This is a genomic window from Rhizobiaceae bacterium, from assembly GCA_023953845.1.
Taxonomy (GTDB): Bacteria; Pseudomonadota; Alphaproteobacteria; order Rhizobiales; family Rhizobiaceae; genus Arvimicrobium.
Genome location: JAMLJC010000001.1, coordinates 3,179,309 through 3,204,040, shown reverse-complemented (window position 1 = coordinate 3,204,040; position 24,732 = coordinate 3,179,309). Strand labels below are relative to the sequence as shown.

Sequence of the window (24,732 nt, the reverse complement as noted above, 5' to 3'; positions counted from 1 at the left end):
GTCAGCCTCCGAGTGACGGACGGGCAACGCCTACGATGACGCTGCGGCGTTCGACATGATCGGCGCCGGCTCGCGTGATGGTGGCGACCAGGATCGGATCGGCCTCGGGCCGGTCGATCGCGCGGATGCTGACGGCCCCCAGCTCCTCAAGCTTGCGCAGCTGCGTGCGCACCCACTCCCGCGAACGACGATAGCCGAAGGCTTCCAGCACGGTGGTCAACACGGTTTCGTTGAGGCGGCCGTCGAACTGCTTTGCGAGTTCCCGGAGGATGACGAGGCGCGCGTCCTCTTCCATGAATGATGCGTAGCTCATGCTGCTTTTGCCTGTTCGAGAAGGAAATTCTCCATCCGCTGGGTCGTACGCGCGGATTGCTCCGCCACGGCGCCGATGCGCACCATGTCGAGCTGGATTTCGCCGAGCTTCATCTCCAGCCGATGGACGTCATCCTTGTCCGGCTGGTGTTTCATCTCGCTTTCGAGCGCCTGGATGCGGCTTGCCTGCGCGCTGAGGCTGCCTTCCAGCTTCTCCAGCACTTCGCCCGTTCTCTTCTGGAACGCCTCAAGCGCGGCGCCCGTCTTCTTCGAGCTCTGCGTCATCAGCGTGTAGATCGTGGTGACCAGCGAGATCACGAGCGCGGCTGCGCCCAGCCATTGCGTCAGCACTGACAAATCAATCATCGTATGCACCGGTCTTTCGATCTTCGTCCCAGGCGTTGCACCGGTTCTGCCGGGCGCGCGTTCTTTCCAGGGCCCGCTCCGCCTTCAGCCAGGCGACGTCCAGCCGCTCGCCGCTGGCGACGCCGCTCCACTCCTTCTTGCGGCAATCGGCCGGGCGTTCCGGCTGCCGCTCCGCCACCGCGATCGCCGCGTCGACGATGTCGGACTTCGCCATGTCGACCGCCGCCCTTTCCAGCACGGCGCGATCACTTGCGCAGGCGGCCAAGCAGATCGTCAGTGACGACGCAGCCGTCAGGCGCAGGGCGCTTCTGCAGCTCTGCCAGTTCATCAACCAGGCCTTCCTTTTCGCGTTCCGCGATCGTGAGTTTGTCGAGGAAGGCTTCGTTGGCGGATGCCGCCGCTGCCGCCTTCCCCTCGGCATACATCCGGAGCCGCCGCTCCGCGTCGGCCGTTGCTTCCAGCGCTTTGATGCGCGCTCCGGCAACCAGCTCCACGGTCGCCTCGTCGACCGCGCGCCGCACCGCAGACGCCTTGTCAAACTTCGCCCAGACGACGCCCGCGCCGATGACGACGACAGGGACCGGGATCGTCAGCATGACCAGCCACCGCAGCAAGGCGGATGCCTTCGAGAACAACAGCGCGCCGATCATTGCCGGGCTCCGTAGCCGTCATGGTCGGGTCCGACCGGATAGCCGCCCGTCGACGGGCCATAACCATAGGTCTGGTAAGGCAGCTGATCCTGATAGGCTTGCGGGCCGAGGATCTGCATCACGTTGCGATCGTCCCATACCGCCCCGAACACGAACGCGCCGATCACGCTGCCGGCGAGGAAGAAGCAGCTGGTGACGATCGTCCGGTTCAGTTCGTTGTCCACAGCGACGCCGCCGAACTGAGCGAAGCTGGAAGTGACGAACACGATCACGACCATGGCCGCGCAGAAGACGAGCGTCACATAGACGATCAGCCGGCGCACCTTCCAGGGTGGCCGACCGATCGCGCCGATCGTCTGTCCCGCCTGATCCCCCACCTAATAGCTCCTGGGCGGCACGAAGAGGCAGATCGTGCGGCTGTGCTCGCCTCCCGCTTCGGAGCACCAGTGAAACTCGCCGTCCGGCGACTCGCGAACGCGCTTGTCGGCGTAGGGAATGACCTCCCCTGTGGCTTCGATCACATAACCATGCCCGCCCTCGCGAATGGCCTGGTACGGCACCATGCGGCAGTCCTGGTTCGAGCAGCACGCCCACGGATGGCGCCAGCCTGTGGGAGCATCATGGGCGCGCGCGGAAGCCGGAATGAAGAGGAAGAGGAGCAGGCAGGCAATGCCGAGGCAGATGAGCAGATTTGCGTCCCGGCGCACGGAGCAAACGGTCTCGTCGGCTCCACCGCCCAGCGGATGGTTGGCGCCGGCAAACCACACAAACGCGCCCAGCACCGTACCAACCAGCAGCATGAGGCTGCCGACCACGAGAAGAAGGAACGAGAGCGCGGCCATCTCAGCCGAGCCTCGCGAACTGCCAGTGCATGCCGTCGCAGCGGCGCTCGTCGAGCGTGTCGCCGTTGCCGTTCCAGTCGCCGCCCCACACAGCGCCGGCCGAAGCGAAGGCCGACAACACGGCGGGAATGGTCGCGAACCTCGGACGGCGATTGCCAAGGCCGTTGCGGGGCGCATCGAAATCGACCGCGCAGCCATAGGCGTGCATCGACAAAGCCGTGCCGCCACGCATTGGCCGATAGTTGAACGAGCCGGAGAAGACCGACATGCCCCAGTCGTCGATCACCCTCTGCGAGCGACCGGAGCGCTGCCAGATGTCGGCGAGGGCCTGTTCGAGCGCACCGGCGCATTTGCGATGGAACGGGATCCGCGTGATCGGGATCGCGCCCATCGCCATGCGGAACGGCGGCACCACCATCACGATGTTCTGGCGGTACCAGGTCAGGGAGTATTTCGCGCCATTGCGCGGATTGCCATAAAAGGCATCGCAATCGCGCTGCAGCGGCCATTTCGAGGCGGGGTTTGCCATGGTTCTCACCGGGATTGTTTCCGGTCACCATGGTCGCGCCGCCGGAACCGCGTGTGGCTGACATTTGTCAGCCCGACGCCATCCATGCAGCTATGCTGTTCCGAAAATGCGTTCGCCGCAAGAGGACTAGAACAGTTCGCCCTGGTCGCCGTCCGGATCGCCCTTCATTCGCTGTTTTACGCGCCAGGCCGTCCGCTCGTGAACTCCGGCCTGACGCGCGGCGGAACGCACGTCGACGCCTCTCGCGATAGCCTGGGCGATGTGCTTGCGCGCTTGCCGGGCATGCGATCGGTGAGCGAGCGGGATCATCTCATGCCGCACGCCTTTCACCTGCTGCACAGCAAAGTGCTTGCAGATCAGATCAGCGGTCTCGAAGCCGACCAGCCGGCTCAACCAGTGGTCCGGACGGGCTTTCGCCGGGATGTCCACGCGCGTGCCGCCGCAGGTGTCAAGGATCGCATATGCTGCGTCGACGCCAGCAATCTCTGCGACTTCGCCCAGGAATCCGGGCAGCGACGAACGCTTTTCCGGCGCGCTCATGATTTGAGCCCGATCGTCGCCTCGGCCGTGATCAGCCGGTGGGTGAGTTCCCGCAGCCGCGCCTCCAGCACGACACGGCGATGCGCATGCGGCGGATAAAGGGCCATGCGACGCTGAAGCTCCGCCCGTTCCCGGCGCAGATCCTCGATCGCCGCCAGCTCGTGCCAGACGAGCAGCGGCAGGATCGGGGTGGTCTCTGCGCCGCGAGCCATCATCCCTCCGTGGCCCCTCGGCGCAGGAGCGACACCAGCACGCGGAAATGCGGCACCGTCTCGCCGTCGAGCACCGTGACGACGACACGGCCGCGCACGAGATATCGCGCATGCTCGGTGCGCACGCATGGCGCGCCCTGCGACCGCGCGCAATCCAGCGCGATCTGCGCGCGCAAAGCCTCGACATCGAGCCCGACGATCCGCTCCAGATAGCGCAGCACGGCGTGGTCGCTCACGCGCATGTCGGTCATGGCGCAGGATCCCACTTGATGAGAACGCCGGTGAACCGGCCGACGCCGTGGGTCTTCAGCCAGAAGACGCCCATGTTCGAGCGCGCCGTGGCGGCTTGCAGGCGCTGCCCGACAAGCGCCGGTGGCTGCCACCATCCGAAGTCGATCGGCGCAAAACCGTCCGCCGCTGCGAACGGTTCGATCTCGTCGCGATGCAGGGATCGCCCGTCAATCTCGATCGACGCGATGAACTCGTCGATCAGCGTGGTCACCTCGATCACGATCGGCAACGCGTCCGTGCAAAGCGGATCTCGGTCCACGAGCTTCAGGCAGTGACGGGTCCGCATCGCGGTATAGAGCTGGACCGGCTCGCCTGGCCGCGCATGCCGCCGGCGATTGGCGCGAATCGTCTGCCTTTTCGTCAGGGCGGCGACCTGCGGGGCGAATATCCTGTGGAAGCTGTAGGCCACCATCATGCCACCGCCTTTGCCTTGCGGATCCGCTCGCCGAAATTGTTCATGACGGCGCGCCACTCTGCCGGCGTCAGCGAGCCGAGCCCGGCCGGATGGTCGCCGACGATCGCCTCAACGGCGCGCGCGAAATCCAGCTTGTTGCCGATGAGCGTGGCGCCGGGCAGGATCTTCCGGAACTGCGCCCAGGCGACCTTGCCGGCATCGTGTTTCAAAAAGTCGTACCCGTGCGACCATCCCCATTCGACGCCGCCTTCGCGGGCCATCCAGCCCTTCAGCCCGTCAATGACCTTGCGGGCCTCGGCCGGGTCGCGCAGGAAGTTGACGTGGTCGATGCCGGTCTGGCGCTTCACGAAGGCCAGCAGCGCGGCATCGGTGCGGTCGGCGACGACGCCGAGGTTCCAGAGTGCGATCCATTGCGCCTGCAGCTTCTTCGCAAACGGGCCTTGAAGGGGCTTCGAGCCGTGTCTGGAAGCCTTCTGAAAGCCCAGCCGGCGCAGCTCGTCGACTATCGCCTGTTGCTGCCGGGCGCTCATCTCGCGCAGCGAGCGCTTGCCGGTCTGGCGCTCGTAGAGGTCACGCGCATCGTCCTGGTCGATGCCGAGCTGTCGCAGGCCGGCGTGGATGGCGGCGATCGCGCTCATTCCGGCATCCTTGACAGTTGGCCCACGATGACGAGCGTGCGCGCCATCGACAGAACCCGCCGCTCGGCATCGAGCAGGTCGAACGCCCATATGTAGATGTCTTCTTCCTCCTCGCCGTGCTGATAGACGGCGGAGAACAGAAACATCTTGCGGCCGTCCTCCAGTTCATGGACGCAATCGGCATCGGGCTCACGTTCCTTGCGAACGGCGGCGAGAGAGAGCACGCTGGTCATACCCCCGCCTCCTCCAGCAACTCGGCCGCGCGTTCGGAAAGCTCCGGGAGGAAGAAGCCGAGCCGGATATCCAGCGGCGATTTGTGACCGCCGACCTCGTCGCGTCCGCGCATCAGCGGCGTGTCGATGATCGCGGCGAGGCATTCCGCCAGACGCTTTTCCAGCGGTTCGATCTCCGGCACGAGCGCCCCCATCTCGGCGTCGATAGCGCGGTCGAGGTCTTCGCCGCCGAGCATCGTGTTCTCCGGCACTTGGCCGGCGAAGACGCCGCCGAGCGCGATATCCACCGGCCGCGTCTGCCGGTTGCGCAGATGGCGATAGCGCGCCGCGTCCTTCAGCAACTGATCGTGCAGGAAGTCCTGACAGCGCGAGCAGAGATCGATGTCGGCCCAGCAGAGCGGCTCGCCGTCGATCTCCATGCCCGGCTCGATATGGGTGATGCCGCACTCGCGGCAGTGACGATCGGTCATGACCCGCCCCCGATCTGCAACGGCGCGGCGCTGCCGCCGACGCCATGCGCCAGCGTCACGTCCTTGCCGGCGATCCAGCCGGCAGCGCGGGCTTCGTTGTGCCGCAACGGAGCGGATAGCGGGGCGACGCTGACGCTCCCGCTATAGCGCTGGTCGCGGGTGGCGATCGCGGTGTCACGCGCCGCCCGGTCCATCACCGGCCTGAAGGTGTCGATCAGCCGGTAGGACAGCCGGTTGACGAAGCCCGCCGAGAAGTCGGCCACAGCCGCCCGCTTCGAGGCGAGGCCGCGCCGCCGCCGGTAGAACTTTCCGGCCTTGAACTCGCGGATCGACCGGTCGAGGGCGCGCTCGCAGACGTCCCTGAGATAGACGGCAATGTCCGGGCCGGGCGTCACGCCGATGAAGCTGACCGTTGTTCCGGTGGCGTCCTCAAGGATGATCGGCGCGGTGTTGGTGCAGGTCGCTATCACCGGCCAGAGTTTCGCCCGGATCGCCTTTCCGGCGCCGGCCCGGCCGGAGCGCTTTTCCTCCATGACGATGTCGGCCTCGGAAAGCCCGTGGTCGTGCATCAACTTTGCAGCCTTCTCGGCCGCCGCCAGCGCCTCGGCCTCCGTGCAGCCGCGCGCAGAGGTCATCTCCCGCAGCTGCCGGATGCGGTCGCGGATTTTCTGCTTGCCCGTCATCACACCAGTCCTTTCTCAAAGGCCAGCTGCTCTGGCATCGTGACGATCTGCGCCCGCCCGACGACCGGTTCCTCCTCGAATTCGACCTGCGACTTGGCGAGCCAGACCGCGCCCTCTCGATTGTCGTCGGCCGAGACCAGCACCGCCTTGTCGGTCTGGTGATGGATCATCAATTCAAGGTCGGTGAGACGCGTTTTGATGGAACGCTTGCTCATGGTTACATCGACCTCCCTACCAACTCGATCGCCGTCACAGGCACGCGGGCAGTCTTCCGGAGAAGGATGAGATCGAGCACCGGATCGATGCCCTCGAAGCTGACCACGACCTTGTTGCTCTTTGGCAGGACCTTCTTGACGATCGCGGGAAAGCGATAGTCGGCCGCGACGATCGCGACCTCGTCGTAGATCTCGACTGGCCAGTCTGTGTCACCGTCATAGAAGAGCTGCATCGCCTCACCCTCCCTTCATCTGTTCGGCGACGGCCATCTGCAGCGCGGCCATGACGGTATCGGCGGAAAAGACCCTGTCTTCCCAGCCGGTCCAGTTGCCGTTGCAGACGATCCGAGCGTTCGGCAGCCCGTTGAAATCCGGGTTGTCGCAGACGAAGGTCACGGTGTTCCCCTCGTTCTCGCGCAGAAGGTCGATCGCGTTGAGGATCACGAGCGCGTCGCCCGGATTGGCGATGCCCATCGGGTGGAGCACGCAGGAGAGATCGGCCATCGCTTCAGCCCTCCCGCGCTTCGATCGGTACCGGCCCGGAGCCGTGCGGGTTGAAGCCGTCGCCACAGCGACCGGCATTCACCGCTTCGACGACGCCGCGCCAGAATTCCCGATCTTCCGGGGTGTCATCGAAATCCTGGACGTTGCATCCATCACGATCGACAACTTCGCGGTCGCCAAGGTGCCAGGGCGCCGGATAGGCGACGGCGAACGGGACAACGGCGCGCGTCATGGCTGCACCGCCTGCAGGGCCGCCCTGCTGATTGCGGCCAGCTTCTCGGCCGTGGCGATGCTGCGCCGCATGTCCTCGACGGCCCTGGCGCGGTCGCGGGCGAAGCGCTCCATCGTCGCCTGGTAGGCGGCCGTCGCGCGCTCGCACCTCTCGTCGATCGCGGCGATCGCCGCGCTGCCCTTTCGTCGCAGCACGGCGATGTTGCGCTCGGCCGTCAGCACCGCGTCCAGGTGCCGTTCTATCGCCGTGGCGACCTCGTCCCGGTTCTCAGCCATTGCGGCGCCGATCGCCGCGTCGAACTCGTCTTCCGTGTCGGTCGCGGCGTCGAAATCGTCGAAGACCCGGTCGCCGAGCACGTCTCTCAACATGGCAGTGTCCATCGCCGCACCCTCACGCCTTCGCCAGATCGATGGTGACGGCGCGCCATTCGCCATCCGGCCGGTCGCGCTCGTAGCAGCGGACATAGAGCTTCGAGCCGACGACGCGCATGGCGTCGCGGATTGCGGACATGGCGCGCTGCCAGCGCTCGTCCTCGATGTCGAGCCTGAGCAGCATGAAGATCGCCGCGCGGTTGATCTGGCCTTCCTTGTCCGTGTTGAAGGCGCGTGTGACGATCGCGCGGATCTCCGGCCGGCTGTCCGCCGCCCACTCGGTCAGGCACTCGTCGATCAGGCCCTTGGCGATCTGCATCTGCGCGCCGAAGTCGATCGCGTCGGCGACCTGCACCTGGATTTTCTGGCAGCCGTCGAAGGTCATGAAGGTCTTGTTGCCCTTCGCGCCGCCCTTCGCCGCGCCGTATTCCTGGGCAAGCAAGGCCTCGAAAGCGCCGAGATCGTCGAAGGTATGCCCTTTGAACCGCGCGACCTGGGCGGAGAGATCGCGGGCATAGGCCATGATCTTACGCACGGTTTCGTCTTCGAGCTTCTCAGCCGGCTTCACCAGCTCGGCCGGCACGAAGCCGCCCTTGGCGTCGGCCATGTAGGGCTTGCCGTTGATCAGCGTGACGCCGGCCTCGGGCCGGTCCTCAAGAATTGCGGTTTCCATCTTCCGTCTCCTGTTTGTTTGTTTCGGTGTTTGTTTCCCCGCGCAGCGCCGCCAGCAGGCGGGCGACCGTGTCGGCCTGTGTCTGGATGGCGTGGTCGCGCAGCGCGAACTGCTCTTCGCTGGTGAAAGTCTCGACCGGCATGGCGAGCGCCCGCACGAGCAGCTCGGCCTCCAGGCAGACCTCCCAAAGCCGCTCGACGGCGTGGGCCATCGCCACCTTGCCGGCGAGGCTGACCATCGCCCGGTCGGGATTGGCGATGATGCGGCCGCAGAGGTCGAGCACGTCGACCGAGGCCACGGCCTGCGAAAAGCGTTCATCGGCCATCGGTCTTCCTCATCTGTTCGCGCAGCCGGAAGACGGCGCGCTCCAGCGCCGCCCTGGCCGGCCTTTCCTGACGGGAATGCATGGCCTGCAGCAGCCGGTCGGTCGCTTTGCCGACCTCCCTGCAGGCGGCCATCATCGCCCGTGTCTCCGCCTCGGCATCCGCCGCACGCCGCTCCGCCGCCGCGATCTCACGCAGGATGAGCGGCTGCAGCTGCTCGACGAGCAGCGTGGTGCGGACCTGTGCGGTGTCGAGGCGCTCGTGCTTCACCGGCGGCCTCCGGCAGGACGGCCGTCATGGAAAGGCCGAGCGATCACTGGAAACAGCCGGACGTTGCTGCCGGGCCGGTAGACCTCCGACAGCACCGCGTCTGTGGCCTGCTCATCGCTGGCGATCTCGTTCCAGTGACGCCGGGACAGCTCGTTTTCGAGGTTGCGGGCTTCCCGGTAGAGCAGCTTGATGCACTCCTTGAAGGCGCGCGCGTCAGCGGGATCGAGGGTGCGGGGCTCGTGGGTGTAGTCGTCGAACAGCGCCGACAGATCGCGGAGGCCGTCCGACAGGGCGAGGGAAAACTTGGCCATCAGCGGAGTTCCTCCCCGCTACGGTTCGACCAGGCCTTCCGGATATGGATGGCCGACAGTCTCTCGTCGGCGCCGACCGCGATCATGTGAGCGAGGCGCAAAACCTTGTCGAGCTGGCCGATGGCGCCGGGCTTGCGGGCGATCGCGTGGCCGAGACGACGGCATTCGGGATCGTCAATCGACCAGCCGTCCAGAAACGCGTCGACGTCGCCTGCGATCGCCTGGCGCTGAAGGATGCGGAGACCGATGCGACGCTGGATCTGTGCGCTGGCATCGTCATGCCGGTCGTCGTGCAGCATGGTGCCGAAGCGGCGATACACCGCCTCGTTGCCGAGCAGGGCGATGCCGCAGCCGAACTCGTCGTTCAGATAGCGCAGCTGGTTGACCGCCTCGTCGCTGAGGTTTTGGGCTTCGTCCAGGATCAGCAGGGTGTGCCGGCCGTTGCGCTTCAGCTTCGCGCCGATCGCGCGGTCGAGCCGGGCCGGGTTGCGCTCGAACACGTCGAGCGAAAGCGCCAGCTCCTGCAGCATGGCGTGCCGTGCCGCCGTGCTCGGACGCATCGTCACGAGATAGGCATGGGGCCGCGTGGCGACGTAGTTGCGCGCCGTCATGGTCTTGCCGACGCCGGCGCCCATAGTGGCGACCGTGAATTCCGGCATGGTCTGCGCATAGAGCAGCGCTTCGGTCAGCCGCTTCGCCGTGGGCGTCTGGATGAAGCCCGGCCCGGTCGGCAGGGACAGCTGGGCGGCCTTCGCCTCCGCATAGGCGTTCAGCCACTTGCGCACCCGCTCGGTGACGTTGGCGTAGACGCCGTTATAGGTGCCGTCGTACCAGGGCGAGAGCGTGCCTAGCGGCACGTCGGCGCGCCGGCTCGCTTCCGAGCGGGTCAGCCCCTCGGCGATCGCCAGCTCCCGCAGATCGGCGGTGGTCTTGCGCCACTCGTCGAGCTGCTCGGCGGAAATCTGGCCGCCGGGCGTCGAGCGCGGCGGCTGCCAGTTGGGTTGTGTGTCGTTGCTCATATGCTACTGTCCTCGCGTTGCTTCGCCCCTTGCGGGGCGGATTTTTCAGGCGGCCTGCGGAGCTCTCACCCTCCGTGGGCCGCACTGCTTCCGGGGCTAGTCGCGCCCCGGAAAGGGGATCACGCCGCGGTCGATCAGGTCGATCGCGCGTGAGAAATCGGAACTCCAATCTTCGATGACGGGCCGCGAGCCGCCGCTGGCGACGAGACGCACGGCGGCAGGGCGAACGGGTTCGGTCTCGGGCGCCGCCGGTTGCGGCATCAGCTCGGCGACCTGCTCGATGGTCAGGCGCCGCTCCATGTCCAGCATGGCCGCGTAGGACTTCATCAGCCGCCGCTTGTCGGCCGCATGACGGCGGGCCGCCTCGGCATCGTTGAAGCCGGTCGCCTCTATGCAGGCGGCCTCGGCAAGAAACCGCCCGTCGACGCTGTAGATGGCGATGCCGGCATGCAGGTCCTGCGGATCGAAACGGGCGACGACGCGCTTGCCGGCAAGCTCCACCAGCGGCTCCGACCAATAGCGGTTGCCGCCGAGCTGGACCTCGCCGGAAGGCTCGCGGCACTTGATGAAGTCCGACGCGAGCATGAACAAGCGCAGTTGCTCGCGACCCGCCCGGCGGATGATCGCCGTCTCGGCCGCGACGCGATACGTCTCGGCGAAGGAGCGGCCCCGGCAATTGGCGGCCGCGCGCCCCGGCTTCGCATTGTGCCGGGCGATTTCGCTGGCCACGAGCGCCTCGAAATCCTCCCAGGCGACCGCGCGAGAGCCGTAATTGTCGGGTTTTGCGTTGGGGTTGTTGCCGGTATAGGCCCCGGCGCACCTGGGGTGCTTGGCGATCTCCTCGCACATGTCCCGAAACGCACGCTCGATCGGCTTCGCCTGGCCGTGATAGGGTGTCGACCAGTGGACATCGATCCCCACCGCCGTCAGCAGACCTTGCTGCTCACCCTCTTTGACCTTGAAACGGTACCGGTTGACGACGCCGCCGGTCAGCCATTTGCTTGTGAACGAGCGGCCATTGTCGAGGAAGGCGAGTTCGGGAATGCCGAACCCTTCCATCATGTCGAGGAAGGCGAGCCGTACGAGCGGCCAGCATTCGGTCTCGCCGAGCCGCCATCCGACGATCATGCCGGAATAGAGGTCCTGGATGGCGAGAAGCACCGGGCGTCCGATTTCGCCGTCCGGCATCCGCACGAACACGTCGAACTTGTGGCCGTCCGCCGTGATCGCCTCCATCGGTGCGAACACCGAGCGGTCGCGCGTCTGGTGCGGAAACAGCCGTTGCGCTTCCGACCGGCCCTTGCGCGCCAGCATGCGGGCGCCACGCGGGATCTCCTTCTCGATCCGGCGCTGCAACGTCTTCGCAGATGGCACCGGCGACCATCGGTTGAGTTTGGCCGCGTCCTGCAGCCGGCCGAAACACGCCGAGAAGCAGGGCTCCTCCGGCCGCAGATAGTCGGCGACGATGAAGTCCCAGGCGCGCGGATCGCAATCCGCCGTCGCCGTCCTGCCCTTGTATCGGGGAGCGAGCGCCGGCAGGCGGTCGGCCTTGGCGACAAACTTCACGGCGCGGAGCCACCCCCGCAGCGTCGATGCCGAAACACCGATCTCGGAGGACACCAGTGCAAGAGCCGCTTCGAGCACGGTGCTGCGCTGCAGGAACTCGACGCGGTCGACCGCCTTGAGCCGGCTTTCAGCCTCGGCCTTCGCCTTTTCCGGCAGGCTGTCATAGGCGATCCATGCCTCGGAAAGCACCTCCGGCCGCGCGGTGGGTTTGGCGGTTTGCGCCGTCAGCGCAGAGCGCACATCTGCCGGGAATAGCGAGATGTGATAGGCGAAGGTGCCGCCAGCATCCCCCCTGCCCGGCTCGATACGAAAACGGCGTGGGTCCTTGCGCCAGTCGTTCCGGTCGGCGAAGGCATTCAATCCCCGGTAGCTGCTCGGCAACGACGGGTGACCCAATGCGAGGAGGTCGTTCATCGTGTAGAATTCGCGCACGCGCTGCCCCCGCCCGCCGGACGACGTGCGTCCGTGCCCCTGATCGGCTCGATTTTGAGCTTCTTCTCGATTTGCTTGATGTGGTCCTGGATGGCCTGGCTCTCCTGGCGGAGCAGCCCGAGCTGCGCGAGTTCCGCCTCGCGCCCGCCCATGACGATCAGGCCTTCGTCCTGCACGATCTCGTCGTAGAGCCACGTCGCGCCGGTCGCGCGCACGAAGGCGATCAGCCGCGTCACCGGGATGTCGTGTTCCGGCTTCGACGGCGCCGTATAGGCGTAGAGCATGTCCACGCTCTGCTCGCGGCCGAGTATGTCGCTCATCCGCGCGGCGATGACGTTGGCGCTGTCCGGGCATTCCTTCAGTGCCCTGCCGAGCGCGGTCTTGATGCGCAGCGAGACGTCGAGCGGGCGGCATGCATCGGCCGGCCGGCGCACCGGAAACAATTGCGAAGGATCGATCCCGGCGAAGAGATCGCCTTGACCGCCCCCAGCTTTTTGTGTCCGGCGCGGCGACATCGTCAGTCTTCGACCTCCGACATCAGGTCGGACAGCGTCGGCATCCGCACGCGGGTCGCTTTCATGCTCGCGCCGATCGCTTGCAGGAACCGGTCGCGGTCCTTTTTGCCCGCCCGCTCCCATGCAGCCACCAACGCTGTGTAGTCGCGATCGGGATCAACAGCGGTCGGCCGGCCTATCGCGTGTTCGAGGACGTAGGACAGCGGCACCGACGCCTTCACGTCGGAGACCACCTTCAGCTGCGTTCCTTCGCCGAGACGAGCAAGCTTTAGGAGAAGGCTTTGGTTCTCAGCTTCGCGAGAGCCACGAAGCGCGCGGCGAAGATCGGGATGGAGATTCTGGCCGAGGAATTGCGCCTTCTCGATCGCGCTTTTCGACAAGCCGAGCTTGTCCGCGACGTGCTGCGCAAAGCCGGTGGCAGCTTCCTGCGCAACCTGATCGAGAGGGCTGCTGCCCAATTCCGTAAACTTTACGGAATTGGGCGAAAGAGAAGGATTGCCACGGGCGACCTTGCCGTATTTCCGCTCCCAGGCTTCGCGATAGCTGATGATGAAGACGGCGCGGTCGAGTGCCGACAGCTCGTTTCGGAACAGATTCTCGGAGACCTCAAGCATGACCGCCTCGTCGTCGTCGGCCTCGACGATGACGGCGTCGATCTCGGCCTCGCCGAGAAGCTCTATGGCACGCAGCCGATGCGCGCCGGCGACCAGCGCATACGCCGTGCCGCCCTCAAGAAGGCGAACCGTGATCGGATTGAGCAGGCCGTGCTGGACGATCGACGCCTGGATGGCCAACGCATGATCGTCTTCGACCGCACGCAGGCGCTCGGGCACCTGTATGTCGGCCAACGGGATGGTTTTGAACTCGGCCACTAAATCTCTCCGTCATAGGTCATGCGGCGCAACTCGCCGACGAGCTGGCCTTCGAGGTAATCGAGGAATTGCGCCGTAGCCGGAGACTCCTCGACGGCATCCAGGACGCGGTAGACGCTGTAGCGGACGCTCTTCCGATCACGGCGCATCAGCCGGCTGCAATCGGCGAGCGTGTGGCCGAGACGGCCCACCATCATGTAGATGACGCATTGGCGGAGCCAGTCGGTGGTCGCCGTACCGGCCCGAGGTCCGCAGATCAGGTATTCGTGGGTCATGGGCGGGCTGACGCCGCGAACGACCGCGACAGTGGCTGCGAAAGCCTTCTCCGGCAGGCGCGCGGCGATCGCCGCATCGTCGTCGAGCGGCAGGCGGTCGGGCCAGCGATGGTTTTGGGGGCGGCGCATCACCACACTCCGAGGATTGCGGCGCCGCCGATTACGAAGGCGACGAGAAGTGAGCCGACGAGCAGGCTGCTGGCGAAGGTCACCGGCATCAACGCCTCCCTGCCGCCGGATCGAGATCGTTCGCTAGCGAGCGCAGGGCAGCGGCGAGAAGACGCCTTGTCTCTGCGCGGATCAGCGAAGGTTCCGCATGCGGGCGCGCATCGACGAGCAGCGGTCGATCCGCCTCTCCAGCGCGAATGCGCAGGAACCAGCGATTGAACGACGAGCTGGAAACGCCCTTCTGACCCCTTGCAGCCAGCAGCCGATTGAGTTGCGACAGGACCTCGCCCTGCGTCATCCGGCCCTCGACGAGCCTATCGAAGGCCCACTGGAGATCCGGAACTGTTTCGGGCGGCAAGAGATCGATGCCCGACCGGCGGACCTGCTTGCGATCCTTCATGGACGCCCCCCTGTCGAAACGGAGTTGCCGTTTCGACTCGACTTGCCGTGTTCGCTCGCGCTACCGTTTTCCGGCGAAGAGGCGGTCCGGTATCGGAACAGGTCTTCGACAGGCACGCCGAGGAAGTCGGCGAGCGCAAGCTCGCCGGCCTTGTTCGGTCTGCGAAGCGCGACGCGCGCGGATGAAGGGGTGAGACCGTATTTGCGGTCGATGCGGTTCAGGGTCGATCCGCGCCGCCAAACTTCCTCGCGGATTGCGTGCCTGTCCCAGACACGTCCGGTGCTCTGCATCCTCGTCTCCGTTTGACCCGCCGCCACGCGGGTTTTTTCGGGGTGTCAAATCACTATGGGGACGGAGGATACGCAATTGCGCAGATTAGTCAACGCAGAAGCGTCACTATACGACGCAATTGCGTAGTCTTATGCCGGAGACTTTTCTAGACCGCCTCAATCAGCTGCGCGGCAAGATGAAGGATGCTGAGTTTTCACGGAAAGTCGGCGTGCCCGTCCAAACACTTGCGCGGTATGAGAAGGGATCGTCGCCCAGCATCGACATCGCCGCCAAGATTGCCGATGTCTACGAGGTGTCGCTTGACTGGCTGTGTGCTCGGTCTGATCGACGAGATGGCGATCTCGTGATCAGCGCTTCGGCGGACGCGATTACGCTGCCGCGTTACGACGTTCGCGCATCAGCTGGCGCCGGCGCGCTGGTCCCGACCGAGGATGTGAGCGAGTACTTCGCTGTAGGTAGGGACTGGTTGCGCAGAAACCTTCCGGGCTGGGCACCGCCCAATGCCATTGTCGGCATCCTGGAGGGCTCCGGCGATTCGATGGAGCCGACGATCCGCGATGGCGATCTCGTGATGATCGTTCAGGAGGTCGAGTGGCGCATCGTCGAGCGTGGAGGCATCTTCGTCTTCTCCCTCGACGACGAGCGCCTTCTGCTGAAGCGCCTCCAAGTGCTCATGAACGGTGACCTCAAGGTGATTTCCGACAATCCGGCCTATGCGCCGGAGACGATCCCCTACGATGACATCCAGCATCGTGTCCGCATCCATGGCATGGTGTTTTTCGCCGGCGGGAAGCCCCGCGCTTTCGGTCGATAAGAATTTTTTCCTCTCCCCGTTGACTCCCGATCACCATGGTGAACAAAATAGGAACATCAGCAACAGGAAGAGCAAAATGTCCGAGAACAAGCGCCTTATCATACTACCTTTCCGGAAGATGCGCGGCCATCTTCAGCCCGACCAGGCTGTCCGCGCGGAGACGCGCGAGAGCGCGGTGCGCCGCGCCAAGCTCATGGCGGCACGCTATGCCGGCGTTGCCACACTCGAGTATCGCTATGACGACGTGACCGGCGAGAGCTTCGACGTTTCGATCGTTCACCAGCTCGGCGAAGTGCCCGCGCTCGACAGCTTGCGCTGAGGAGGTCACTATGGGTCGCTGCCGCCGACGCTGCGGAAACCTTGACAGCTTGGCGGTGGCGCGGTGCCTTGGAAAGGAGAGGGAGAGCAAATGGCGATAGTCTGCGCGAATTGCGAGGGAACAGTCTCGCCCAAGGCGCAGGCTTGCGTCCACTGCGGTAATAGGTTGTCGCTCACCGGGAAAGCTGGAGGCGCGCTACGTCTTTTGAGCGTGCTGTGGTTTCTGCTCGCTCTTTTTGGCGCGCTCGGTGCCTCGCGCGCATGGGGTGGAGGCGTCGCGTTGGTGTTGAGCTTCCTCTCTTGGATAGGTCTTCTCATCGCCTTTCACGTCACTCAAGGTGTCGGCTCTCGGCCCATCTACGGCGCCACAAAAGAGAGCGGGTCGTAGCCTTAGACGGCAAGAGTGTGTGGCGGTGAGTGCGGAAAAGTTGTTCCGCGATCGCGAGCGTTGTCGCTTTCAGCTAGCGCATTGTTTTTTCTAGATAAGCCGCCTGTTTTGGCCTTCGCCGGCGATCGCGGCAATCATTTCCTCGATCAGCAGTTCGCGACCTGGATGATTCAGGCCCTACGCCGGGCAATCGGCCGGCCCTTAAAAGGCGGATTTCTGGGGTTCGAAGGGTTTTTGAAGGACATTTGAACGCCCCGCGCCGCGCCGGCCGGCTGTCAAAATCAAGTGTCCGCCGCGCCGGCCGCTGTCAAAACCAAGTGTCTAAGCCGGCCCTGTGTTTAGACATCACGTACGACCGCCAACGCTTTGTTTTCTCTCGCATTGCGCCCGGTCACGTCCGGCAAGGTCCGGTTAATCCCGTATTTCAGAACCATGTGTCCAACAACACCCATGGCAGCCGCAGGCGGCGCAACCGACCATGCGCTACGAGCAGTTCGTCTTCCGGGGCGTGACGCGCGAATATTTCGGCATCTGGATCGTCAACGTGCTGCTGACGATCGTCACGCTCGGCATCTACTCGGCCTGGGCGAAGGTCCGGCGCCAGCGCTATTTCTACGGCAATACCTATCTCGCCGGCTCGAGCTTCGAATACCATGCCCGGCCCATGCAGATCCTTGTCGGGCGGATCATCGTTCTGGTGCTGATCGGGGGCTACAACCTTATCATCAACATCTTCCCTATTGCCGGCCTGATCGTCATGGTCGGATTGCTCTTCGCCATTCCGTGGTTCGTCATGCGCGGCATGCGCTTCAGCGCGCGCGTGACCAGCTACCGCAACGTGCGCTTCGACTTTACCGGCGGCTATTGGGGCGCGTTCCTCGCCTACATAGTGGGCGGCATGATCATCTATATGAGCGCCGGCATCCTCGCGCCGCTCGCCTCGCAATGGATGTGGAAATACCAGCTCAACAATCTTCGCTTCGGCGACCGGCCGGTCCTTTGCGATCCGCGCGTCGACAGGATCTATACGCAGTGGTGGGCGCCGGCGATCCTGTTCGTCGCGGGCGCCGCCTTCCTGGCCGCGATCGTGGGCGTCGTGGGCTTCTATCTGTTTTACGAGTTGTCCGACAGCTTCATCTCAGACAGCGACAACGATATGTCGATCTTCGTGATCGTCGCGCTGATCTATGCCGGCATGATTCCGTTCATCCTGCTCTATGTCGTCTGCTCGCTCATCTACACTGCCGGGGTCCGCAACATCGTGCTGAACGAGACGCTGCTCGACGGGCGGCATCTGGTCGCCTCGCACATCAGCCGCTGGCGGTACGCGGGCATCTGGATCACCAACACGCTGGCGACAGTGTTCACGCTCGGTCTGGCGCGGCCATGGGCGGCGATCCGCATGGCGCGCTTCCTCGCCGCCGGCACCGGCCTCTACGCCACCACCTCGCTCGACGAGTTCGTCGGCGCGGCGCAGCAGTCCGGCAGTGCCGTCGGTTCCGAGTTCATGGACGTGGAAGGATTCGACTTTGGCTTCTGAGGTCAGCGGCGAATGGCGGCCCCCGGCAACCAGCCGCGCCACGCCCGCGTGTCTGTCGATGCGGGCCGATGGTGTCATCACTGTCACGGCTGCGGACGGTGGACGACCCCTCGCAACGGCGCCGCAGGTCACCGTCGAGGTTTCAGCCCGCGTCGGCCAGATACCCCGCCGCCTGTCCTTTCCCGATGGCGGACAGTTCGAGACCGCCGACAATGACGGCGTCGACGCGCTGCTCGCGCCCTTCCGCCGCAAGGGCGTGGTGCACGGTCTGGAACGCTTCGGCCCTCGCCTGTTCGTCTTCGTCGCGCTGGTCGTGGCCTTCTCCTTCGCGCTCTACCGCTACGCCGTGCCCGTTCTGGTCGAGGTCGCGGTGGCGGTCACGCCGCCGATCGTGTCCGAACTCATGAGCAAGAGCGTTCTCGTTTCGCTGGATCAGGGGGTCTTCGAACCTTCGGCGCTGCCGGCCGAGCGGCAAAAGACGCTGCACGACGGCTTTTCGGAACTCACTTCGCTGACACCGCGCGGAAAACTCAAGGTAACGACCACGGGAAGCCCGGCCTATTCGCTCAATTTCCGCAAGGGCGGTTTCATCGGGCCGAACGCCTTCGCGCTGCCGGACGGCACGGTGGTGCTGACGGACGAACTGGTGGACATGGCAGGCGGCGACGACGAGCTGATCCTTGGCGTGCTCGCCCACGAAATCGGTCATGTCGACCGCGAACACAGCCTGCGACAGCTCTACCGCGCCGCCGGCGTCACCACGCTCATCCTGCTGATCGGCGGCGACATCGGCGCGGGCGCGCAGGATGTGCTGGTGCAGGGGACGGCGGTGCTGGCCTTGTCCTATTCACGCAGCGCCGAACGCGAGGCCGACCGCTACAGCGTCGAACTCATGCACAAGGCGGGCCGCGATCCCGCGGCAATCGCGCGCTTCTTCGAGATCCTGCGCGACAGGCTGGGCGACAAGGGCGGCAATGACATGCTTTCGACGCATCCCGCCACGCCCGAGCGCATCGAGGAAACGCGGCGCTATGCCGAGGAATTGCAGGCCACCGGCGGCTGACACAGCCGGATCAGCGGCGGCGCAGGCCGGACGGACAGTTGCCGGCAAGCCTTGACGCGCTACCCTCTTGCGCGCAGACAGCCCCTCGATGCCCTTTCCGAACGCGGCGCGTCCCCGAATCCGGAAGGGCTTCCCGTCATTCGAGCGTCCCGTTGAACCGCACCGTCCCGCTGATCCTCGCCGTCGCCCTGTTCATGGAAAACATGGATTCGACGGTGATCTCCACCGCCCTGCCCGCGATTGCGGCCGACATCGGCACCAGCCCGATCGCCCTGAAGCTCGCGCTGACCTCCTATTTCGTATCGCTGGCGATCTTCATTCCGGTCAGTTCGTGGTTGGCCGACCGTTACGGCGCAAGAAAAGTGTTCCGTATCGCCATCTGCGTCTTCATGATCGGTTCGGTATTTTGCGCGATCTCGGGCTCGCTGCTGCACTTCGTCTTCGCGCGCTTCCTGCAAGGCATGGGCGGGGCGATGATGACACCCGTCGCACGCCTCATGATCGTGCGCTCCACGGCCAAGAGCCAGCTTGTGTCGGCTATGGCCTGGTTGACCATTCCCGCCCTCGTCGGGCCGCTGGTCGGACCGCCGGTCGGCGGCTTCATCACGACCTATGCCACCTGGCACTGGATCTTCCTCATCAATGTGCCGATCGGCGTGCTGGGCGTGTGGCTCTCCGGCCGGTACCTGCCCCATATCGAACCCGCCGCGACCGCTCCGCTCGACACGGTCGGCTTCGTGCTGCTGGCGCTGGCGGCGGCCGGCATCGTCTTCGGCCTTTCCGTCATCAGCCTTCCGGCGCTTCCGCCGTTCGTCGGCATCGTCACGGCGGCGTTCGGCCTCGTTTTCAGCGCAATCTATCTGCTCCACGCGAAACGCCACCCCAAACCTGTGCTGAACCCGAGGGTTTTCCGCAATGCAACGCTGCGGGCCGCGGTGTTCGGCGGTGCGGTGTTCCGGATCGGCAGCGGAGCCGTTCCGTTCCTGCTGCCGCTGATGTTCCAGCTCGGCTTCGGCCTGACGCCATTCCAGTCCGGCCTGCTCACCTTCGCATCGGCCATCGGCGCACTTGCCATGAAATTCGTCGCACCTTCGACCTTGAGATTCGGAGGATTCCGCACCGTGCTGATCGCGGCGGCCCTGCTCAGCAGCCTGCTGATCGCAGCCAACGCGCTTTTCGTGCCCGCCACGCCGCCCGCCATCATCATCGGCACGCTCATCGGAGCGGGCTTCTTCCGCTCCCTCTTCTTCACCTCTGCCAACACGCTGGTCTTCGCCGATGTCGAGGAGCGCGACGCCAGCCAGGCGACGGCGATCGCCGCCTTCTCGCAGCAGATCAGCATCGCGCTCGGCGTCGCCGTCGCCGGCGGCATTCTGGAAGGCTACGCCTTCGTCACGGGCGAGGCGATCGGCGTCTCCGCCTTCCATTTCGCCTTTCCCGTGGTAGCGTTCATTTCCTGCGCGTCGGTGCTGTGGTTCGTCCGGCTGCCAGACGCTGCGGGCAGCACCGTCTCCGGCCATCGCTCCGGCGAGGCCGGAAGCTGATCGGCCGCTCGCGGCGTCAGGTCGTGCCGTCAGCCTTGCCCTTGAAGCCTTTCGCCAGCAGGTAAAGCTCCACCGACGCATCGCGCGAAGCTGGCGGCTTGACGTGCTGGACGGTGCGGAAGCTGCGCTTCAGGCGGTCGAGCAATGCCGCCTCCGTCCCGCCCTGAAACGTTTTGGCCAGAAAGTGTCCGCCCGGCTTGAGCACCGACATCGCGAAGTCTGCGGCGACCTCGCAAAGATGCATGGTGCGCAGATGGTCCGTCTGCCGGTGGCCGGTGGTCGGCGCGGCCATATCCGACAGCACGACATCAGGCGCGTCACCCAGCGTCTGCAACAGCTTTTCGGGCGCGGAATCCTCAAGGAAATCCATTTGCAGCACGATCGCGCCCGGCACGGGGTCCATGCCGAGATAGTCGATGCCGACGACGGTCGGCGTGGCGTCGGTCGATTTCGTGCGTTCCGCCGCGACCTGGCACCAACCGCCGGGGGCCGCGCCCAAATCGATCACCTTGCCGCCCGGCTTCAAAAGATGGTGCTTGTCGTCGATCTCGATCAGCTTGTAGGCGGCGCGCGATCGATAACCCTCGGCCTTGGAACGCTGGACATAGGGGTCGTTCACGTGGCGCTCGAGCCAGCGCCGGGACGATTCCTTCAGCCGGGAATTCTTGACCCGTGCCTTCAGCGCGCGGCCGGTTCCGCCGGAACCGGGTTTCTTCATGTCCGCGCCTCCGGCCGCCAGTTGCGGCGCCAGACACCTTCGTCGGCCATCAACTCACTCAGAATACCCTCGCGCAGACCCCGGTCGGCCACCCGAAGTCGTTCCGAAGGCCAGACCTGACGGATCGCTTCCAGAATGGCGCAGCCGGCCAGAACCAGATCGGCACGATCCGCTCCGATGCAGGCATTGGCGACGCGCTGCTCGAAATCCCAGCCGAGCAGCTTCTCAACCATGCGATCGACGCTCTCGCGATCCATCCACAACCCGTCGACGCGGCGGCGGTCGTAGCGCGCGAGACCGAGATGGACGCCGGCCAGCGTGGTCACTGTGCCGGAGGTGCCAAGCAGATGGAAATTTTCACCGGCAATAAGGTGCCGGATGCTGTCACGGCCGGCGAATGCCGTCAGATGACGCGACACCTCCTCGATCATCGCCGCAAAAGTCTCGCGCGTCACCTCGCGCCCGCCAAAACGCTCGGCGAGCGACACGACGCCGACCGGCAGGGACGTCCAGGCAACGATATGGCTTGCAAGACGCGGCGTGCGATGCCGCGAAACGTCGATCAGCGCGATCTCGGAAGAGCCTCCGCCTATGTCGAAGAGCACGACGCCATGCGTGTCGCGCTCGACAAGCGGGCCGCAGCCGGACACGGCGAGCCGCGCTTCGGTCTGCCGGTCGATGATCTCAAGGTCGAGGCCCGTCTCGCGGGCGACACGATCGATGAATTCATCGCCATTCTCGGCCGAGCGGCAGGCCTCCGTCGCGATCAGGCGCGACCGCCTCACATCCCGCGTCGACAGCTTGTCGGCGCAGACCTTCAGCGCCTCGACCGCGCGGTCCATCGCCGCCTGGCCGAGGCGGCCGGTCGTCGTCAGGCCCTCGCCGAGGCGCACGATGCGCGAAAAGGCGTCGATGACGCGGAACTGGCCCGGCCGTCCCGGTATCGCCACCAGCAACCGGCAGTTGTTGGTGCCGAGATCAAGCGCGGCGAAGACCGGCAGGTCGTTGCGCTGCTGCCTCGCGCGCGTATTCTCCGTTGCGGAAGGCGTTTCGATCGGCGCGGGCTGTACCGCCACCGGAGCCGGCACGGCCCTGTCGGCGCCCGACAGATGCACGGACGCACCCGCACCGGCCGCGTCTGGCGATTCCGTCTTGGCGAAAACCTTCCGTCCCCGCTTGCGCTTGCGGCGTTTGCGCTTCGGGGCCGACTGCGCCGCAGCGGCAGCCTGACCGGGGCGATGCGCAAGCGGCGTACCTACGAGCGACTCGCCCGACCCGGCCGCGCCGTCGTCCGCCCTCGCCGCTTCCGGCAGAATGCCGGCATCGCGGTCTGTCACCTTGCTATCCTTTCGGGCGCCGCGCGAGCCCAAGGGACGCAGCAGGCACACCAATCTCTTCGTTGAGGAGACAGTAACAGCAGCTCACTCTTTCACCAAGAGGCGCGACGCGGATTCTCGCAATCGCGTGATCGACCTTCGGAGCGGTTGAACGGGTGCCCGTGTTGAGGCATTCCTGAGACGAGCCGGCAACAGATCGCCGCAACCGCATGAAAGGACATCGAATGGCGCACGGCGCATGAAGTGGAAGGACTGGATCTGGCCGGTCATCGGTCTCGCCGCCGTCGCGTTCTCGATTTGGCTGCTGGTCGACGAACTGCGCGGCATTTCACTGCATGAACTCGGAGACGGCCTCGCCGCGATTTCCTGGCGGCAATGGCTTCTGGCGACGCTCGCGGCAATCGCCGCCTATGCCGCGCTGGCGGGCTATGACCGCATCGCGCTCCGTCATATCGGCAAGCATGTGAACTGGCTCTTCGTTGCCGCCTGTTCCTTCTCCACTTACGCGCTGGCGCACAATATCGGGGGATCGGTGATCTCCGGCGCCGTCATCCGCTACCGCGCCTATTCCACCAGGGGCCTGACCCCGCAGGACGTCGGCGTGCTCGTGGCGCTCTGCTCCCTGACATTCGCGCTGGCGACCGTGATGCTCGGCGGATTGCTGCTGGTGCTGCAACCTGCCGTCGTCGAGCGCATCCAGCCGGATCTTCCAGCCTGGATGGGGCTGGCCCTTGGCGCCGGGCTGCTGCTCGTCATCGCAGTTTATGTCTTCGGCAGTTGGCTGCAGTTCAAGCCGTTCCGGATCGCTGGCTTCCAGTTCGAATATCCCCGCCTTCCGATCGTCTTCCGGCAACTCACCATCGGACCGTTCGAAATTCTGGCGGCCGCGACAATCATCTACTTCGCGCTGCCAGCGGCGGGAAATCCCGGCTTCCTCACCGTGGCGGCGGTTTTCGTGGCATCCTTCACCGTCGCGCAACTTTCGCATGCGCCGGGCGGCCTCGGCGTCCTGGAAGTGGTCTTCATCAAGGGCCTGCCGGAGATGGACGAGGTGCATGTGCTTGCAGCACTGCTGGTCTTCCGCCTGCTCTATCTGCTGATCCCCCTGTTCGTGTCGATCATCCTGGTCGTCGTCTTCGAGCGCTCTCAACTCACCACGCGCTGGGCGCGGCCGCTGCCGGTCGGTCCGGGAAGCGAGACCAAGTGAGCGGCTGGCGCGACAGTTCGCGGTGCGACAACGGCACCGGGACGATTGCAGCGCCCTTGAACCACCATCAGGCTTGACTATTTTCCGCTAGCGGCTAGAAGGCGAGCCGCTGATGTCGGCTGGCTGCCGAGCACGGCAGCGCGTTGGGGAATAGGTTAACGGTAGACCCACGGACTCTGACTCCGTTAGTCCTGGTTCGAATCCAGGTTCCCCAGCCAGACTATCTCTTAAGCCATTGAAATCATTGGACTTTCGGCCCTTCCGACTAGGCGCGTTTTGCCTCGAATCGGCCTTCCGCAAGTGGTGCCCACAACTGATGCCCAGAGCTGGTGTCCATCCGCTCGGGGCCGACGGAGCACGGGCGGATGGGATTGCGAAGGCACCAAGTCGAAAATCTCGTCCTCAGGGGACCGATCTTCTACTGGCGGGCGCGCGTCCCGGTCGGCTTCAAGGGTACGAGAACAAATGCAAGGCTTTCACTGAGCCTTAGGCTGTCGGACCGTAAGAAGGCTTCTCTCGTGGCACGGCGTCTGAACGCCATGCTGCTCGAACTGGAAATGGTGCCGAAGGCCAGGATGGCGACAAAGGAACAGCTCGCTAAAATCTTCGCGCTCGAAGCCGAAGCGATGCGCGCCGAAATCGAGGCGCTGGATCTGTCTGCGAAACGGACGGGCACACTGCGCGATCCGGAACACCGCGAGGCAGACCGGCAGGTCGGCTGGGCCTACCGTCTCCTGCACACGTTCGGGTCGGGAGAGGACGTTTCCTTCGACGAGGGCAGCGAGACGCGAGAGGCTCTGATCGAGGCAGGCGCGCAGGCGGACGACCTCCCCTTCATCGAAGCGACCTATCGGGCCGAACGCGAGATCACCAGTTCGGACAGGAAGGGCGTGACGCGCAGCTCGTTTCTTCGAGACGTCCTGCACCGCATGGCGCAGGTGGAACTGGAAGACACGCCGCTGGGCCGGGACGCAGCGATCGAGGAGATTTTTCGCGCACGGGCGGATACGCTGCTCGCTTCGGCGGAAGACACGAGAAAGCCGAAGCTGACCGGAGAACGTCCGTCGGAACGTCAATCAATTCTCGCCAGCGCCGGATTGCCGCCTCTGCCCCCGGCGATTCTCTGGGCAGAAGCCGAGGCGAGACCGCAAGCGGCGCCGGAGCCAACTCTACCGCCACAGCCTG

40 protein-coding genes and 1 tRNA gene are annotated in these 24,732 nt (G+C 65.2%); 8 read left to right on the top strand and 33 right to left on the bottom strand.

Translation table 11 applies throughout. The features are described from left to right. Position 1 precedes the first annotated feature (1 nt). The 31 genes from M9955_15615 to M9955_15465 form a co-directional block, all read right to left on the bottom strand. Entirely contained in the window at positions 2 to 313 is a 312-nt protein-coding gene (locus tag M9955_15615; protein ID MCO5083070.1) for a hypothetical protein, read from the bottom strand. Then, on the bottom strand, positions 310 to 678 hold the full coding sequence (locus M9955_15610) for a hypothetical protein (GenBank protein MCO5083069.1): 369 nt from the start codon (positions 676 to 678) through the stop codon (positions 310 to 312). The genes M9955_15615 and M9955_15610 overlap by 4 nt, the downstream gene beginning before the upstream one ends. Then, entirely contained in the window at positions 671 to 892 is a 222-nt protein-coding gene (locus M9955_15605) for a hypothetical protein (GenBank protein ID MCO5083068.1), read from the bottom strand. The genes M9955_15610 and M9955_15605 overlap by 8 nt, the downstream gene beginning before the upstream one ends. 31 nt (positions 893 to 923) lie before the next feature. Continuing rightward, a complete protein-coding gene (locus M9955_15600) occupies positions 924 to 1,328 on the bottom strand; it encodes a hypothetical protein (protein ID MCO5083067.1) in 405 nt (134 codons plus the stop codon). After that, a complete protein-coding gene (locus M9955_15595; protein MCO5083066.1) occupies positions 1,325 to 1,705 on the bottom strand; it encodes a hypothetical protein in 381 nt (126 codons plus the stop codon). Before M9955_15595 ends, M9955_15600 begins: the two co-directional genes overlap by 4 nt. After that, complete coding sequence (locus M9955_15590) at positions 1,706 to 1,999, bottom strand: hypothetical protein (GenBank protein MCO5083065.1); 294 nt, start codon at positions 1,997 to 1,999, stop codon at positions 1,706 to 1,708. 172 nt (positions 2,000 to 2,171) lie between these two features. Beyond that, positions 2,172 to 2,699, bottom strand: coding sequence for a M15 family metallopeptidase (locus M9955_15585; protein ID MCO5083064.1), 528 nt, complete (start codon positions 2,697 to 2,699; stop codon positions 2,172 to 2,174). Positions 2,700 to 2,825: 126 nt separating this feature from the next. Beyond that, positions 2,826 to 3,239 carry a hypothetical protein gene (locus tag M9955_15580; protein ID MCO5083063.1) on the bottom strand — a complete coding sequence of 138 codons (414 nt, stop codon included), beginning with the start codon at positions 3,237 to 3,239 and terminating at the stop codon, positions 2,826 to 2,828. Further along, positions 3,236 to 3,451, bottom strand: a complete 216-nt coding sequence (locus M9955_15575; GenBank protein ID MCO5083062.1) for a hypothetical protein — start codon at positions 3,449 to 3,451, stop codon at positions 3,236 to 3,238. Before M9955_15575 ends, M9955_15580 begins: the two co-directional genes overlap by 4 nt. Continuing rightward, positions 3,451 to 3,702: a hypothetical protein gene (locus tag M9955_15570; protein ID MCO5083061.1), complete on the bottom strand. Its 252-nt coding sequence runs from the start codon at positions 3,700 to 3,702 to the stop codon at positions 3,451 to 3,453. The genes M9955_15575 and M9955_15570 overlap by 1 nt, the downstream gene beginning before the upstream one ends. Continuing rightward, on the bottom strand, positions 3,699 to 4,157 hold the full coding sequence (locus M9955_15565) for an ASCH domain-containing protein (protein MCO5083060.1): 459 nt from the start codon (positions 4,155 to 4,157) through the stop codon (positions 3,699 to 3,701). The genes M9955_15570 and M9955_15565 overlap by 4 nt, the downstream gene beginning before the upstream one ends. Further along, complete coding sequence (locus tag M9955_15560) at positions 4,154 to 4,795, bottom strand: regulatory protein GemA (GenBank protein MCO5083059.1); 642 nt, start codon at positions 4,793 to 4,795, stop codon at positions 4,154 to 4,156. Before M9955_15560 ends, M9955_15565 begins: the two co-directional genes overlap by 4 nt. Beyond that, entirely contained in the window at positions 4,792 to 5,028 is a 237-nt protein-coding gene (locus M9955_15555; GenBank protein MCO5083058.1) for a hypothetical protein, read from the bottom strand. Before M9955_15555 ends, M9955_15560 begins: the two co-directional genes overlap by 4 nt. Next, positions 5,025 to 5,498, bottom strand: coding sequence for a hypothetical protein (locus tag M9955_15550; GenBank protein ID MCO5083057.1), 474 nt, complete (start codon positions 5,496 to 5,498; stop codon positions 5,025 to 5,027). Before M9955_15550 ends, M9955_15555 begins: the two co-directional genes overlap by 4 nt. After that, positions 5,495 to 6,181 carry a DUF2786 domain-containing protein gene (locus M9955_15545; GenBank protein ID MCO5083056.1) on the bottom strand — a complete coding sequence of 229 codons (687 nt, stop codon included), beginning with the start codon at positions 6,179 to 6,181 and terminating at the stop codon, positions 5,495 to 5,497. The genes M9955_15550 and M9955_15545 overlap by 4 nt, the downstream gene beginning before the upstream one ends. Next, positions 6,181 to 6,396: a hypothetical protein gene (locus tag M9955_15540; GenBank protein MCO5083055.1), complete on the bottom strand. Its 216-nt coding sequence runs from the start codon at positions 6,394 to 6,396 to the stop codon at positions 6,181 to 6,183. The genes M9955_15545 and M9955_15540 overlap by 1 nt, the downstream gene beginning before the upstream one ends. Before the next feature lie 2 nt (positions 6,397 to 6,398). After that, complete coding sequence (locus tag M9955_15535) at positions 6,399 to 6,629, bottom strand: hypothetical protein (protein ID MCO5083054.1); 231 nt, start codon at positions 6,627 to 6,629, stop codon at positions 6,399 to 6,401. A 4-nt stretch (positions 6,630 to 6,633) separates the two neighbouring features. Then, on the bottom strand, positions 6,634 to 6,900 hold the full coding sequence (locus tag M9955_15530; protein ID MCO5083053.1) for a hypothetical protein: 267 nt from the start codon (positions 6,898 to 6,900) through the stop codon (positions 6,634 to 6,636). Between the two features lie 4 nt (positions 6,901 to 6,904). Continuing rightward, complete coding sequence (locus M9955_15525; protein ID MCO5083052.1) at positions 6,905 to 7,132, bottom strand: hypothetical protein; 228 nt, start codon at positions 7,130 to 7,132, stop codon at positions 6,905 to 6,907. Continuing rightward, positions 7,129 to 7,512, bottom strand: coding sequence for a hypothetical protein (locus M9955_15520; GenBank protein ID MCO5083051.1), 384 nt, complete (start codon positions 7,510 to 7,512; stop codon positions 7,129 to 7,131). Before M9955_15520 ends, M9955_15525 begins: the two co-directional genes overlap by 4 nt. 10 nt (positions 7,513 to 7,522) lie before the next feature. After that, a complete protein-coding gene (locus M9955_15515; protein MCO5083050.1) occupies positions 7,523 to 8,176 on the bottom strand; it encodes a DUF3164 family protein in 654 nt (217 codons plus the stop codon). After that, positions 8,157 to 8,501 (bottom strand): hypothetical protein, encoded by a 345-nt coding sequence (locus M9955_15510; protein ID MCO5083049.1) that lies wholly within the window; start codon positions 8,499 to 8,501, stop codon positions 8,157 to 8,159. The genes M9955_15515 and M9955_15510 overlap by 20 nt, the downstream gene beginning before the upstream one ends. Further along, positions 8,491 to 8,769: a hypothetical protein gene (locus tag M9955_15505; protein ID MCO5083048.1), complete on the bottom strand. Its 279-nt coding sequence runs from the start codon at positions 8,767 to 8,769 to the stop codon at positions 8,491 to 8,493. The genes M9955_15510 and M9955_15505 overlap by 11 nt, the downstream gene beginning before the upstream one ends. Beyond that, positions 8,766 to 9,080: a hypothetical protein gene (locus M9955_15500; GenBank protein MCO5083047.1), complete on the bottom strand. Its 315-nt coding sequence runs from the start codon at positions 9,078 to 9,080 to the stop codon at positions 8,766 to 8,768. Before M9955_15500 ends, M9955_15505 begins: the two co-directional genes overlap by 4 nt. After that, the gene (locus M9955_15495) at positions 9,080 to 10,099 is read right to left on the bottom strand and encodes an AAA family ATPase (GenBank protein MCO5083046.1); all 1,020 of its coding nucleotides are present in this window, start codon (positions 10,097 to 10,099) and stop codon (positions 9,080 to 9,082) included. The genes M9955_15500 and M9955_15495 overlap by 1 nt, the downstream gene beginning before the upstream one ends. Before the next feature lie 96 nt (positions 10,100 to 10,195). Then, a complete protein-coding gene (locus M9955_15490) occupies positions 10,196 to 12,097 on the bottom strand; it encodes a Mu transposase C-terminal domain-containing protein (protein ID MCO5083045.1) in 1,902 nt (633 codons plus the stop codon). Then, positions 12,076 to 12,612: a hypothetical protein gene (locus M9955_15485; protein MCO5083044.1), complete on the bottom strand. Its 537-nt coding sequence runs from the start codon at positions 12,610 to 12,612 to the stop codon at positions 12,076 to 12,078. The genes M9955_15490 and M9955_15485 overlap by 22 nt, the downstream gene beginning before the upstream one ends. 2 nt (positions 12,613 to 12,614) lie before the next feature. Beyond that, complete coding sequence (locus tag M9955_15480) at positions 12,615 to 13,484, bottom strand: ParB N-terminal domain-containing protein (GenBank protein MCO5083043.1); 870 nt, start codon at positions 13,482 to 13,484, stop codon at positions 12,615 to 12,617. Continuing rightward, positions 13,484 to 13,888 carry a hypothetical protein gene (locus M9955_15475; protein MCO5083042.1) on the bottom strand — a complete coding sequence of 135 codons (405 nt, stop codon included), beginning with the start codon at positions 13,886 to 13,888 and terminating at the stop codon, positions 13,484 to 13,486. The genes M9955_15480 and M9955_15475 overlap by 1 nt, the downstream gene beginning before the upstream one ends. Before the next feature lie 88 nt (positions 13,889 to 13,976). Further along, complete coding sequence (locus M9955_15470) at positions 13,977 to 14,327, bottom strand: DUF3486 family protein (protein ID MCO5083041.1); 351 nt, start codon at positions 14,325 to 14,327, stop codon at positions 13,977 to 13,979. Beyond that, positions 14,324 to 14,617, bottom strand: coding sequence for a helix-turn-helix domain-containing protein (locus tag M9955_15465; GenBank protein MCO5083040.1), 294 nt, complete (start codon positions 14,615 to 14,617; stop codon positions 14,324 to 14,326). Before M9955_15465 ends, M9955_15470 begins: the two co-directional genes overlap by 4 nt. A 131-nt stretch (positions 14,618 to 14,748) precedes the next feature. On the opposite strand from M9955_15465, the gene M9955_15460 reads away from it, so the two are divergent. From M9955_15460 to M9955_15435, 6 genes are all read left to right on the top strand, one after another. Continuing rightward, positions 14,749 to 15,432: a LexA family transcriptional regulator gene (locus M9955_15460; GenBank protein MCO5083039.1), complete on the top strand. Its 684-nt coding sequence runs from the start codon at positions 14,749 to 14,751 to the stop codon at positions 15,430 to 15,432. Positions 15,433 to 15,508: 76 nt separating this feature from the next. Continuing rightward, positions 15,509 to 15,751, top strand: a complete 243-nt coding sequence (locus M9955_15455) for a hypothetical protein (GenBank protein ID MCO5083038.1) — start codon at positions 15,509 to 15,511, stop codon at positions 15,749 to 15,751. A gap of 447 nt (positions 15,752 to 16,198) precedes the next feature. Then, complete coding sequence (locus M9955_15450) at positions 16,199 to 16,387, top strand: hypothetical protein (protein MCO5083037.1); 189 nt, start codon at positions 16,199 to 16,201, stop codon at positions 16,385 to 16,387. Between the two features lie 229 nt (positions 16,388 to 16,616). Beyond that, complete coding sequence (locus M9955_15445; GenBank protein MCO5083036.1) at positions 16,617 to 17,678, top strand: YjgN family protein; 1,062 nt, start codon at positions 16,617 to 16,619, stop codon at positions 17,676 to 17,678. Then, positions 17,668 to 18,741, top strand: coding sequence for a M48 family metallopeptidase (locus M9955_15440; protein ID MCO5083035.1), 1,074 nt, complete (start codon positions 17,668 to 17,670; stop codon positions 18,739 to 18,741). The genes M9955_15445 and M9955_15440 overlap by 11 nt, the downstream gene beginning before the upstream one ends. Before the next feature lie 152 nt (positions 18,742 to 18,893). Continuing rightward, positions 18,894 to 20,285 (top strand): MFS transporter, encoded by a 1,392-nt coding sequence (locus M9955_15435; protein MCO5083034.1) that lies wholly within the window; start codon positions 18,894 to 18,896, stop codon positions 20,283 to 20,285. Positions 20,286 to 20,301: 16 nt separating this feature from the next. On the opposite strand, the gene M9955_15430 is transcribed toward M9955_15435, so the two are convergent. Further along, a complete protein-coding gene (locus M9955_15430; GenBank protein ID MCO5083033.1) occupies positions 20,302 to 21,003 on the bottom strand; it encodes an RlmE family RNA methyltransferase in 702 nt (233 codons plus the stop codon). After that, on the bottom strand, positions 21,000 to 22,340 hold the full coding sequence (locus M9955_15425) for a Ppx/GppA family phosphatase (GenBank protein MCO5083032.1): 1,341 nt from the start codon (positions 22,338 to 22,340) through the stop codon (positions 21,000 to 21,002). Before M9955_15425 ends, M9955_15430 begins: the two co-directional genes overlap by 4 nt. Before the next feature lie 238 nt (positions 22,341 to 22,578). Between M9955_15425 and M9955_15420 the strand changes: the two genes are divergently transcribed. Together M9955_15420 and M9955_15415 are read left to right on the top strand one after the other, a co-directional pair. Further along, positions 22,579 to 23,547: a lysylphosphatidylglycerol synthase domain-containing protein gene (locus M9955_15420; GenBank protein ID MCO5083031.1), complete on the top strand. Its 969-nt coding sequence runs from the start codon at positions 22,579 to 22,581 to the stop codon at positions 23,545 to 23,547. Between the two features lie 144 nt (positions 23,548 to 23,691). Beyond that, positions 23,692 to 23,765, top strand: a tRNA-Gln gene (locus tag M9955_15415). Positions 23,766 to 24,732: the final 967 nt, after the last annotated feature.

Excerpts from the sequence above, each read along its gene's own strand:
- M9955_15615 (MCO5083070.1), bottom strand. The coding sequence starts at position 313 with ATGAGCTACGCATCATTCATGGAAGAGGACGCGCGCCTCGTCATCCTC.
- M9955_15610 (MCO5083069.1), bottom strand. The coding sequence starts at position 678 with ATGATTGATTTGTCAGTGCTGACGCAATGGCTGGGCGCAGCCGCGCTC.
- M9955_15605 (MCO5083068.1), bottom strand. The coding sequence starts at position 892 with ATGGCGAAGTCCGACATCGTCGACGCGGCGATCGCGGTGGCGGAGCGG.
- M9955_15600 (MCO5083067.1), bottom strand. The coding sequence starts at position 1,328 with ATGATCGGCGCGCTGTTGTTCTCGAAGGCATCCGCCTTGCTGCGGTGG.
- M9955_15585 (MCO5083064.1), bottom strand. The coding sequence starts at position 2,699 with ATGGCAAACCCCGCCTCGAAATGGCCGCTGCAGCGCGATTGCGATGCC.
- M9955_15580 (MCO5083063.1), bottom strand. The coding sequence starts at position 3,239 with ATGAGCGCGCCGGAAAAGCGTTCGTCGCTGCCCGGATTCCTGGGCGAA.
- M9955_15575 (MCO5083062.1), bottom strand. The coding sequence starts at position 3,451 with ATGGCTCGCGGCGCAGAGACCACCCCGATCCTGCCGCTGCTCGTCTGG.
- M9955_15570 (MCO5083061.1), bottom strand. The coding sequence starts at position 3,702 with ATGACCGACATGCGCGTGAGCGACCACGCCGTGCTGCGCTATCTGGAG.
- M9955_15565 (MCO5083060.1), bottom strand. The coding sequence starts at position 4,157 with ATGATGGTGGCCTACAGCTTCCACAGGATATTCGCCCCGCAGGTCGCC.
- M9955_15560 (MCO5083059.1), bottom strand. The coding sequence starts at position 4,795 with ATGAGCGCGATCGCCGCCATCCACGCCGGCCTGCGACAGCTCGGCATC.
- M9955_15555 (MCO5083058.1), bottom strand. The coding sequence starts at position 5,028 with ATGACCAGCGTGCTCTCTCTCGCCGCCGTTCGCAAGGAACGTGAGCCC.
- M9955_15550 (MCO5083057.1), bottom strand. The coding sequence starts at position 5,498 with ATGACCGATCGTCACTGCCGCGAGTGCGGCATCACCCATATCGAGCCG.
- M9955_15545 (MCO5083056.1), bottom strand. The coding sequence starts at position 6,181 with ATGACGGGCAAGCAGAAAATCCGCGACCGCATCCGGCAGCTGCGGGAG.
- M9955_15540 (MCO5083055.1), bottom strand. The coding sequence starts at position 6,396 with ATGAGCAAGCGTTCCATCAAAACGCGTCTCACCGACCTTGAATTGATG.
- M9955_15535 (MCO5083054.1), bottom strand. The coding sequence starts at position 6,629 with ATGCAGCTCTTCTATGACGGTGACACAGACTGGCCAGTCGAGATCTAC.
- M9955_15530 (MCO5083053.1), bottom strand. The coding sequence starts at position 6,900 with ATGGCCGATCTCTCCTGCGTGCTCCACCCGATGGGCATCGCCAATCCG.
- M9955_15525 (MCO5083052.1), bottom strand. The coding sequence starts at position 7,132 with ATGACGCGCGCCGTTGTCCCGTTCGCCGTCGCCTATCCGGCGCCCTGG.
- M9955_15520 (MCO5083051.1), bottom strand. The coding sequence starts at position 7,512 with ATGGACACTGCCATGTTGAGAGACGTGCTCGGCGACCGGGTCTTCGAC.
- M9955_15515 (MCO5083050.1), bottom strand. The coding sequence starts at position 8,176 with ATGGAAACCGCAATTCTTGAGGACCGGCCCGAGGCCGGCGTCACGCTG.
- M9955_15510 (MCO5083049.1), bottom strand. The coding sequence starts at position 8,501 with ATGGCCGATGAACGCTTTTCGCAGGCCGTGGCCTCGGTCGACGTGCTC.
- M9955_15500 (MCO5083047.1), bottom strand. The coding sequence starts at position 9,080 with ATGGCCAAGTTTTCCCTCGCCCTGTCGGACGGCCTCCGCGATCTGTCG.
- M9955_15495 (MCO5083046.1), bottom strand. The coding sequence starts at position 10,099 with ATGAGCAACGACACACAACCCAACTGGCAGCCGCCGCGCTCGACGCCC.
- M9955_15485 (MCO5083044.1), bottom strand. The coding sequence starts at position 12,612 with ATGTCGCCGCGCCGGACACAAAAAGCTGGGGGCGGTCAAGGCGATCTC.
- M9955_15475 (MCO5083042.1), bottom strand. The coding sequence starts at position 13,888 with ATGCGCCGCCCCCAAAACCATCGCTGGCCCGACCGCCTGCCGCTCGAC.
- M9955_15470 (MCO5083041.1), bottom strand. The coding sequence starts at position 14,327 with ATGAAGGATCGCAAGCAGGTCCGCCGGTCGGGCATCGATCTCTTGCCG.
- M9955_15465 (MCO5083040.1), bottom strand. The coding sequence starts at position 14,617 with ATGCAGAGCACCGGACGTGTCTGGGACAGGCACGCAATCCGCGAGGAA.
- M9955_15460 (MCO5083039.1), top strand. The coding sequence starts at position 14,749 with ATGCCGGAGACTTTTCTAGACCGCCTCAATCAGCTGCGCGGCAAGATG.
- M9955_15455 (MCO5083038.1), top strand. The coding sequence starts at position 15,509 with ATGTCCGAGAACAAGCGCCTTATCATACTACCTTTCCGGAAGATGCGC.
- M9955_15445 (MCO5083036.1), top strand. The coding sequence starts at position 16,617 with ATGCGCTACGAGCAGTTCGTCTTCCGGGGCGTGACGCGCGAATATTTC.
- M9955_15430 (MCO5083033.1), bottom strand. The coding sequence starts at position 21,003 with ATGAAGAAACCCGGTTCCGGCGGAACCGGCCGCGCGCTGAAGGCACGG.
- M9955_15420 (MCO5083031.1), top strand. The coding sequence starts at position 22,579 with ATGAAGTGGAAGGACTGGATCTGGCCGGTCATCGGTCTCGCCGCCGTC.